Below are 7,588 nucleotides of genomic sequence, written 5' to 3' on the forward strand. Positions count from 1 at the left end.
GGGTTTCGTGCCTCAACCCAACCTACTTTAGTTTCCTTGGGTTTATGGTTGGGTTTCGTGCCTCAACCCAACCTACAGTTTTGTAGGTTGGGTTGAGCGAATAAATATGTTAAGGAAAACCTCTCAATTCTCAGGGAAAGCGAAACCCAACACCCAACCCCTAAATCCGTCTGAATCTTTTTGTTGGGTTTCCTTGGGTCTATTGTTGGGTTTCCTTACGTCAATCCAATCGACTTTAGCTAGTAGGAGGAAATAAAACTGGCGATAAAAGATGGTATGAAAAAAACATTCCCATCGCCGAAAAAAGATTTGAAGCCTATTTAAAAACCTTAACGGAGCAAAATCTATGATTACCTTTGATGAAGAAATGGATAAACTGCCCTCTGAAAGAAGGGCAAAAATTGAAGCTAAAACCCAAGAGCTTTTACAAGAAATGCAAATCATTGATGAACTTCGTCAACGCCTAGGACTTTCTTCAGAAGAAATCACGGAAAGCGAAAGTGAACAGCCATGTTTTTCAGCAAAATCGGATGATTTAAAACAACATCTTACCCTAGAAAATTTAACCCGTATGATGAGGGAATTAGGGGGAGAATGGGAACTTACCCTTAAATTTCCTGAGCAACAAGTGATTAAATTAAGTAGTGAGCGCCCGTAGTTTCTAGGTTGGTTTTAGCGAATAAATATGTTAAAGAAAACCTCTTCCGTTCAGGGAATAGGAAACAACTGGTGGAAACTAGATCGGGGAATTTCTATTCCCAGTGAGCTAGAATTAATTAATGATCGAGGTAATCACTGGTTATGGAAACCCTTATTTCCCATGTCAATAGAAACCTATCAACAAGCCTTAAGGGTAATTGGTGAATTTTTTTATCGTGTAAGTTGAGGTAAACTATGAAAACTCTATCATTTAAAGACATCCAATTTATTATCGAAGCTCTCGAATCCCTTCTCAAAAATTATAGTGACCGTATTCAACAAATAGAAGCTCTCGAAAACTATGAAGATGAAATTTCAGACTTAAGTAATGATTCTCTATTTTTACAAGAATTAATTACTGACTTACAAAATCAACAAACACAAGAATTGGCTCTACTTGTGCCTGAATTTGATTTGCAAAAAATGTCTTTACAAACATTAATTAAACAAGGAAAAACCCTGTCAATTGAGGAAAAATTAATAAATTAATCTTAGTGGAATCTCTAACTTCATCAATCCGCGAAGAATATAATCTAATGCGAACCTGAAATGAGAAATCAATGATTACTTATTTAGCCACCGTTCATAAAGTCCGTAGTCGTCGTCTTTTATATGCTAAATTAAAACAAACCAAAAAAGCCAAAATTGACCTAGAATAAGCAGCTATAATATTCTACCAACAGAATAATATGGCAACTTATGAAACGGTGATGCAATTTTTACGCAAATTAGGGGGATAATACTAAATCCAGTTATTAAAGACTGATTATTTATTCCTCCTTTTGCCTCTTGCCCCGCGCCCCCCCGATGTCGGGGGGGGTGGGGGGGTTGCCTTTTGGCTATCCTGATATGTAGCCTATACTCAACGGATTTAGTATAAGTGGGAGTGTGAATTATCAGTAGTTAGTTTTTTCTAGTCTAGTCTGTTAATTGTTCATTAAAAACCTTCGGGATGGATGTTATTTTATGACCTTAAAACAACTCATACAAGACAAACGAGAGGATATCCTACAAATTGCCACCAAACATGGTGCTTTTAATGTGCGTGTATTTGGTTCCGTTGCTAGAGGAGAGGAAACCGAAAATAGTGATATTGATTTTTTAATTGATTATGATTTAGCTAAAACATCCCCTTGGTTTCCCGGTGGATTATTAGTTGATTTAGAGGCTCTCTTAGGGTGTAAAGTGGATGTGGTAACTGAAAAAAGCCTTCATCATCTAATTAAACAGCGAATCTTAAAGGAGGCAATTAAGTTATGAATGAAGATCAAGTTTATCTTGAATACATTTTAGACTGTATTGATAAAATTAAGGAGTATTCCCAAGGCGGAAAACAGGAGTTTTTTGCTAATTTAATGATCAGCGATGCTATCATTAGACGTTTACAAACTTTGGCAGAATCAACTCAAAGGCTTTCGGAGGAATTAAAGGCAAATATTCCCGATGTTGACTGGCGTAATATTTCTGGTTTTAGGAATATTTTAGTACATGATTATTTAGGGGGAATTGACCTTAATACAGTTTGGGAGGTGGTAGAAAATTATTTGGATGATTTGAAAGAACAGATTTTAAGGCATCTAGAATCAGTTTCGTAGGTTGGGTTGAGCGAATAAATATGTTGAAGAAAACCTCTCAATTCCCAGGAAAAGCGAAACCCAACAGCCAACACCTAAATCCGTCTGAATCTTTTTGTTGGGTTTCCTTACGTCAATCCAATCGACGGTAATTAATACTTAAAATAGCAAGGTAACAGCCATGATCAAACCTTCGATCGCCCTCATCCTTCTTTTCTCCCTACTGCCTCAACCCGGGTTAACCCTTGTTACCCCGGCTGCCGGAAATATTTCTAATGATCCCATTCTGACGGCACAGGGCGATCGGGCGCTTACCGAGGAGCAAATCCTACAACGAGTCACCGTTAAGATTACTACCGAGACAAATCGGGGATCGGGGACGATTATTGCTAAAAAAGGCGATAATTACCTTGTCCTAACCAACGCCCACGTTATCCGCAACACGAAAACCCTACAGCTACAAACTTACGACGGCCACAGCCGTGCGGCCCGCATCGTCCCCAATTCCCTATCGGAGAATCAAGATCTCGCTCTGCTGGAGTTTAGCGATACCCGGGATTATTCGATCGCCACCATCGCGCGGTTTACCCCCAATCAAGACAGTAGCGGTTTAGAAGTGGTGGCTGCGGGATATGTTGCCGAAACGGGGCAGTATCGGGTGACGACAGGAAAGATCGAACAGGTGAGCGATCGACCCCTCCTGGAAGGCTACAGCGTCGGTTATAGTGGCGAGATCGTGCAGGGAATGAGTGGCGGCGGCATTTTTGTCGAGGGGGAGTTAATCGGTATTAACGGGCGATCGGCCCATCCGATTCTCTCTAACTACACCTACGAAGACGGCACAAAACCCACAGACGCAGAAATCCAACAGATGAGAGCGGTTAACTGGGGCATTCCCATCAATACCCTATTAACCTACATCAAGCCCGAAATCCTGACCGCGTACCAATTACCCTTACCGAAAAGCTCGCGGGGCATCGAAAACCCCACCTATACCGGCTATATCGCCCAATTAGAAACAAAAGCCAAGGGTTTCACCGTGCGGATCAATAGTAGCAGTCAGTCCAACGGTAGCGGTGTCATTATCGCCCAGCAGGGAAAAATCTACACCGTCCTAACCGCCGACCACGTCCTCTGTGAGAAAATCGCCGAGGAGAAAACCTGTGCCGATTACACCTATACCCTCACCACCAAGGACGGCAAAACCCTTCCCCTCGACAGAAAAACCATTATTCGACAGGAAGGGGTCGATCTGTCCATTTTTACCTTCGAGAGTAACGAGAATTATCCGGTCGCAGAAATCGCCAACTATAGCCCCAATCGAGAGAGTCCCGTTTTTGTGGCGGGATTTCCCAAAATCGGCGATAAACAAGCGGGATGGCTCTTTAGCGGCGGTGCTGTCAAAAGTCAGGAGGAAGGACTTCTCGCCACGCGACAGAGTGATTTTACGATTACCCAAAGTGGGGCATCGATCAGGGTTAGTTCCCTGAGCGGCGGTTACGATATGGTTTATACCAGTATTACCTTCGGCGGTATGAGCGGCGGCCCAGTCTTAAACGCTGCCGGACAGGTGATCGGTATTCACGGGCGCTCCGAGGGGGTTAAGGGTAAAATTCAGCTAGGTTTTAGCTTAGGGATTCCGATTAGTAGTTTTATCGGTTTACAGGAAAGATTTCGAGTTAAATTATCTTCTTTCGTTACCGCTCAACCCCAGTTAACAGCACAACAACAGCAGGAGATCGATCGCACTCTTGTCAGTGTAGAAGTACCGGAAACCAACGCCTCCGAAGACATCTGGATCGAGCGGGGAAATCAACTCTGGCGCTTGAAAAAAGACGATCGGGCCCTGCAAGCCTTCGATCGGGCGATACAATTAAACAATCCCGAATACACCTATTTAGCTTGGTACGGTAAGGCAAGGGTTTACGGGCCCAAATACAAAGATCGAGAAGCGATCGAAGCCCTCGAGCAAGCCCTCGCCACCCTACCCGCTCGCGAGAAAGGTTCGGAATTTCATGGGGAAATTTTAAATTATCAGGGTGTATTTTATGCGAAGATGAATCAATCCGAAAAAGCGATCGATAGTTTTGAACAAGCGATCAAAATCTCTCCCCAGAATCCCAACTATTACAATAGTCTATCGTCGGTACTACGAAACGTAAAACGGTACGATCGAGCCTTAGCAGCGATTAACCGCGCTATAGAAATCGCTCCTCGCTCCAGTTGGTATAGCAATCGCGGGAGTACATACAGCGATCTAAAAAAATGGGATCTCGCTTTAGCCGATTATAATCAAGCTCTGACGTTGAATCCGAATAATTCTAGGGCGTATATGGCTCGCGCCGATGTGTACGAAGAGCGGAGAGAATGGGATTTAGCCCTGGCTGATTATAACCGAGCCATCGAGATCGATGCTAATTTCGCGGCAGCCTACCGGTCCCGGGGAATTTTTTACACGGAGCGAAAACAATGGGATTTAGCCCTAGCGGATTTTAACAAAGCGATTACCATTGATCCTAATGATCCTAGCTCTTATGAAATGAGAGGTGTTTTTTATAATTTTCAAAGTGAAGAGGAGTTAGCGATCGCCGATCTCACAAAAGCGATCGAAATCAATCCCTATTCCGTTCTCGCCTATTTAATGCGCGGTTTAGCCTACGAAAACTGGCAAAAATGGGACTTAGCTCTAGCGGATTATCGGAAAGGAATCGAACTCGATCCGAATTCCGGCTTCGGTTATGAGAGTCGCGGGCGATTCTATTCGGAGCGGCAAGAATGGGACCTAGCCCTAGGGGATTTTAATAAAGCGCTCGAACTCGATCCGAATTCCGGCAACGGTTACCAGTTGCGGGGAACTCTTTACACTAACCAGAAAAAGTGGGATCTCGCTCTCGCTGATTTTAACAAGGCGATCGAACTCGGTTATTTTAGTAGTTATGTCAATCGAGGAAATGTTTATTCTCAACAACAAAAGTGGGATCTCGCACTTGCTGACTTTAACAAGGCGATCGAACTCTCGCCATCCCCCGAATTCGCTTACGGATCTAGAGCAGTTTTATACTGGGATCGAAAAGAATGGGATCTCGCCCTCACCGATTTAAGCCAAGCGATCCGAATTAATCCCTATTTCAAGTTAGCCTATCGAATGCGGGGAGATATTTATCGCAATCAAAATCAACTCGATCTCGCCCTCGCCGATTATAACAAGGCGATCGAGCTTAATGGTAACGATGCAGAACTGTATTACAACCGTGGGGAAATTTACCGACAACAGCAAAAATCGGATATCGCCTTAGCTGATTACAGTCGGGCGATCGAACTCGATCCGAAATACTGGTCGGCTTATTTACAACGTTATATTATTTATGATCAACAAAAGAAATGGGATTTAGCGATTGCAGATATCACGAAAGTTATCGAGATCAAGCAATTTCCCAGTGCCTACTTCGTACGCGGCCTCAAGTACCTAGAATGGCAAAAATGGGATTTAGCTCTAGCAGATTTTAATAAGGCGATCGAGCTTAAGCCGGATGATGCTTCGTTTTACTTTACGCGAGGAATGCTTTACTATCAAACTCAAAAATGGGATTTAGCTCTAGCGGATTTTAATCAGGCGATCGAGCTTAAGCGAGACAATGCTTCATTTTACTCTACGCGAGGAATGCTTTACTATCAAACTCAAAAATGGGATTTAGCTCTAGCGGATTTTAATCAGGCGATCGCTCTCGATTCCAAGCTCAAGGACTCTTATAGTTTCCGGGGAGACATTTACAAAAGACAAAAACGCTATCCCGAAGCTCTCCAAGACTATCAAAAAGTTCTCGAACTGGACGAAAAAAATCTGATTGCGATTACCAATATTGGCTTAATTTATTACGAACAAGGCGATCTAAATTTGGCCAGTAGCCAATTTCAAAAAAGTCTGGAAATTAACCCCCAATCTGCTGAAAATCAACTGGCTCTCGCTGTTACTCTCTACCGTCAAGGCAATACGGGGAAAGCGATCAAACTTGCTAAAAGTGCGCTTAAAATCGACCCTGAATTTGCTCAGGTTGAAACCCTGCAAAAAAATCTCTGGGGTGATCAAATCATCGCTGATACTCGAAAACTGTTCTCGCAACTGTAGTAGTTTCTTAGGTTGGGTTGAGCGAATAAATATGTTAAGGAAAACCTCTCAATTCCCAGGAAAAGCGAAACCCAACACCTAAATCTGTCTGAATCTTTTTGTTGGGTTTCCTTGGGTGTATTGTTGGGTTTCGTGCCTCAACCCAACCTACTGTAGAGTTCGTAGGTTGGGTTGAGCGAATAAATATGTTAAAGAAAATCTCTCAATTCTCAGGGAAAAGCGAAACCCAACACCTAAATCTGTCTGAATCTTTTTGTTGGGTTTCCTTGGGTGTATTGTTGGGTTTCGTGCCTCAACCCAACCTACGGTAATTGCTATGATTACTATAATCCGTAGTCGTGGTGTTTTATATGCCAAATTAAAACAAACCGAAAAAGCCAAAATTAATCTACAACAAGCGGCTATAATATTCTACCAACAGAATAATATGGCAACTTATGAAAAAGTGATGCAACTTTTACGCGAATTAGGGGGGTGAAGTAGAAATCATCAATTATGGAAAGTCGAGAAATTATCAAAAAACTGAAGGATGAGGGATGGTATCAAGTAGGTACAACAGGAAGTCATCATCATTTTAAACATCCCCATAAAAAAGGGAAAGTGACTGTTCCTCACCCTAAAAAGGATATTCCCCTTAAAACCCTAATCAGTATCGAAAAACAAGCAGGTATTAAATTAAGATAAAGGAGAAATCAATGATTACTTATTTAGCCACCGTTCATAAAGATAACCATAGTGATTATGGGGTACAATTTTATGACTTTCCCGGTTGTATTAGTGCAGGAGAAACCATCGAAGAAGCGAAAAAAATGGCAACTGAAGCCTTAAAAGGTCATATTTCCTTCATGTTGGCAGATGGGGACGAAATTCCCACCCCTAGCACCCTCGAAACCATTTTAACCGACGTGGATCATCAAGATGCGATCGCTTTTCTGCTCATTGAGGTATCAGAAGCTATTTTAAAGCATCAGGAATTGTGTGTAAAAAACTAGGTGCAGTCTCTAGCTTGGTTTGAGCGAATAAATATGTTAAAGAAAACCTCTCAATTCCAGGGCAATCGCACTTATTTTGTATAAATTGTACTTGACAAACCAGACAGTTTAAGCTGTGGGGGCTAGGGGCTAGACATGGCCGCTTGAATCGAGGACACTATCTAGATATCTCATCAGTCCCGTTTACTGCGACTTAA

General features: G+C 42.4%; 9 protein-coding genes and 1 pseudogene. All 10 read left to right on the forward strand.

Annotated features, from left to right (window positions below):
• The first annotated feature begins 346 nt into the window (after positions 1 to 346).
• On the forward strand, positions 347 to 658 hold the full coding sequence (locus IM515_RS15025; RefSeq protein ID WP_287628133.1) for a transcriptional regulator: 312 nt from the start codon (positions 347 to 349) through the stop codon (positions 656 to 658).
• A 27-nt stretch (positions 659 to 685) separates the two neighbouring features.
• Complete coding sequence (locus IM515_RS15030) at positions 686 to 886, forward strand: Tse2 family ADP-ribosyltransferase toxin (protein WP_287628135.1); 201 nt, start codon at positions 686 to 688, stop codon at positions 884 to 886.
• 8 nt (positions 887 to 894) lie between these two features.
• On the forward strand, positions 895 to 1,188 hold the full coding sequence (locus IM515_RS15035; RefSeq protein WP_287628136.1) for a hypothetical protein: 294 nt from the start codon (positions 895 to 897) through the stop codon (positions 1,186 to 1,188).
• A gap of 71 nt (positions 1,189 to 1,259) precedes the next feature.
• Positions 1,260 to 1,439, forward strand: a pseudogene (locus IM515_RS15040) (hypothetical protein).
• 226 nt (positions 1,440 to 1,665) lie between these two features.
• Positions 1,666 to 1,959, forward strand: coding sequence for a nucleotidyltransferase family protein (locus IM515_RS15045; RefSeq protein WP_002768612.1), 294 nt, complete (start codon positions 1,666 to 1,668; stop codon positions 1,957 to 1,959).
• On the forward strand, positions 1,956 to 2,294 hold the full coding sequence (locus IM515_RS15050; protein WP_287628137.1) for a HepT-like ribonuclease domain-containing protein: 339 nt from the start codon (positions 1,956 to 1,958) through the stop codon (positions 2,292 to 2,294). Before IM515_RS15045 ends, IM515_RS15050 begins: the two co-directional genes overlap by 4 nt.
• Before the next feature lie 160 nt (positions 2,295 to 2,454).
• On the forward strand, positions 2,455 to 6,399 hold the full coding sequence (locus tag IM515_RS15055) for a serine protease (RefSeq protein WP_287628138.1): 3,945 nt from the start codon (positions 2,455 to 2,457) through the stop codon (positions 6,397 to 6,399).
• 316 nt (positions 6,400 to 6,715) lie between these two features.
• A complete protein-coding gene (locus IM515_RS15060; RefSeq protein ID WP_196219697.1) occupies positions 6,716 to 6,877 on the forward strand; it encodes a hypothetical protein in 162 nt (53 codons plus the stop codon).
• 17 nt (positions 6,878 to 6,894) lie between these two features.
• Complete coding sequence (locus IM515_RS15065; RefSeq protein ID WP_002768607.1) at positions 6,895 to 7,083, forward strand: type II toxin-antitoxin system HicA family toxin; 189 nt, start codon at positions 6,895 to 6,897, stop codon at positions 7,081 to 7,083.
• 11 nt (positions 7,084 to 7,094) lie between these two features.
• Positions 7,095 to 7,391 carry a type II toxin-antitoxin system HicB family antitoxin gene (locus IM515_RS15070; RefSeq protein ID WP_287628139.1) on the forward strand — a complete coding sequence of 99 codons (297 nt, stop codon included), beginning with the start codon at positions 7,095 to 7,097 and terminating at the stop codon, positions 7,389 to 7,391.
• Positions 7,392 to 7,588 lie beyond the last annotated feature (197 nt).

This window comes from Microcystis sp. M44BS1 (genome assembly GCF_020244875.1).
Taxonomy (GTDB): domain Bacteria; phylum Cyanobacteriota; class Cyanobacteriia; order Cyanobacteriales; family Microcystaceae; genus Microcystis; species Microcystis panniformis.